General features: G+C 53.5%; 1 protein-coding gene. It reads left to right on the forward strand.

Annotated features, from left to right (window positions below):
* The coding region (locus KP010_RS22405) for a hypothetical protein (protein WP_216281925.1) at positions 1 to 1,529 on the forward strand (1,529 nt) is incomplete at its 5' end.
* Between the last annotated feature and the right edge of the window lie 467 nt (positions 1,530 to 1,996).

Here is a 1,996-nt window from a genome sequence, read left to right on the forward strand (position 1 = left end):
CTGCAATCGGCCGGACTCTAATCGATGCTGGGGGGATTTTTCAGGGGCACGTCAAACAAAAGGCGGGATGGTCCTCAATCCCTGCGGCGATTCCGACGTACATGGGCATTAGAGAAGTTCAGAAGCGGGCGGTAGAATTCATCCTAAACCTCGACGTCCACAAGCTTGAACTTGAGCGACAGCGTTTGGCGGAACAGATCGACCAGAACGCGCGCGATTGGCGTAATTTATGGGACGAAATGGACCGCTTCGCCCGGCGTAGTGCGGCTAGGGTCGACACTCTGCCGCAGAAGCCGACCGTAAATTCCGAGGAACTCGCCCGAGGTCACGTCATGATTGCCAATAAGGCGGAATGGGTGGCTTTGTCTGATCTGCTTAAGAGCCTACGTGGTCGCATCGCCGATTTGGCCGCCATAGCTGTCCCAGAAGTAGGTATCTCCGCGGATGGATTAGCTCAGCAGCTCGAAGCCCTCAATCTAGAGGTTGGCGAAATCAACAAGACACGGATCGAAGTTTTTCAGGCAAAACAGTTGAAGGATACCGATGTTGCATCATTACGTCGACGAATCGAGTCAATTTCTGATGATCTTCAAAAGAACTTAGACGTGCAGAAATTAGAACGTTACGCCGGTATTGGTGGATCTCTTGCCCCTGATCACTGTCCGACTTGTCACCAAGCGCTTGTGGACACATTGCTATCTCAAGATGTAATCACGGCCGTGATGCCGATTGAAGCAAATATTGAATATCTTCGTTCGCAACTGCGAATGTTCGAGGGCATTCTCAGGCGGGAGCAAGAAGATCTGAGAAGGCTTGAACTTCGTGCTGCTGAAGGCGATCGGGAGTTGAATGAGCTGTATAGCCGAATCCGCACTGTGCGGGCGGACCTTATGGCTCCGAACAGCAATCCTTCAGCGGTCGCAATCGAGGAGCGGGTTCGAGCGGAAGCAAGAGTTAGAGAGCTTGAAAATATCCAAGAGGTTTTCGACGACACGGTCGAGCGAATGACGGTGCTTGCCGCCACACTTGAAAGGCTGCTGAGTGCCAGATCAGCCTTGCCGAAAGATAAAATGAGCCCTCTCGACAAGGAAAAACTTGAAGCTCTGACCAAACTTTTGCAGCGTCAAGCGGGCGAGTATGGATTTTCGACGTTCGATTCGAACGAGTTAACTATCGATGACAATACCTACAGGCCACAAAAAGAGGGCTACGAAATCGGTTTCGAAACGTCCGCAAGCGACGCGATCCGATTGAAATGGGCATATCAATTGGGGCTGTTAGAACTCGGGCATACATATCCGACCAATCATCCCGGCATGTTGCTTTTCGACGAACCGAGACAACAATCGTCGTCGAAGGTCAGTTTCGGTCGATTGCTTGAGCATGCAGCCGCATGTCACCGCAGCGATCAGCAGGTCATTGTATCCACGAGTGAGGATATTTTGACACTCACAGCGATCCTCTCGCACATCCCTTGCACTCAGACGATATTTTCAGGCTATGTCATCAAGCCTATAGAGGCCGAGTGAGCTACGTGTTCCGCCCCCATGAACGCCAGCGGTTGTGAAGCCGCGGTCGGTCGGCTAAAATGATTCGTGTAGAGAGGCATCGCCTCTCCTAAGTCAGGCGTCTAAGGAAAGTCCGCATAGCTCAGCAGGATAGAGCGAAGGTTTCCTATTGAATTGGGCGTTGTGCTCGGAAACGGTGCAACGGATCCGCTCAAAGTCGGGGAAAGCTTGGGCGCATCTCGCGCCTTGCCGATCCCGAGCCAAGCCCCGCAAGGGGAAGGTGTAGAGACTGGACGGGCGGCGTCTAAGGGCCTCGGGTCTATGACGGAGGGACAGTCCAGACCACGAACGCCGGAAGGCGGCGGCGAAAGCCGAAGTGGTATGAAACCTTAGGTCGGGGGTTCGAGTCCCTCTGCGGACACCAACGCTTCTTGGTAAGCGCACACCCGGCGCCGTTCACTCGGTGGGCTTGAAATTCCAGGGCATGA

The sequence above is a fragment of the Methylosinus sp. KRF6 genome (genome assembly GCF_018887255.1).
Classification (GTDB): Bacteria; Pseudomonadota; Alphaproteobacteria; order Rhizobiales; family Beijerinckiaceae; genus Methylosinus; species Methylosinus sporium.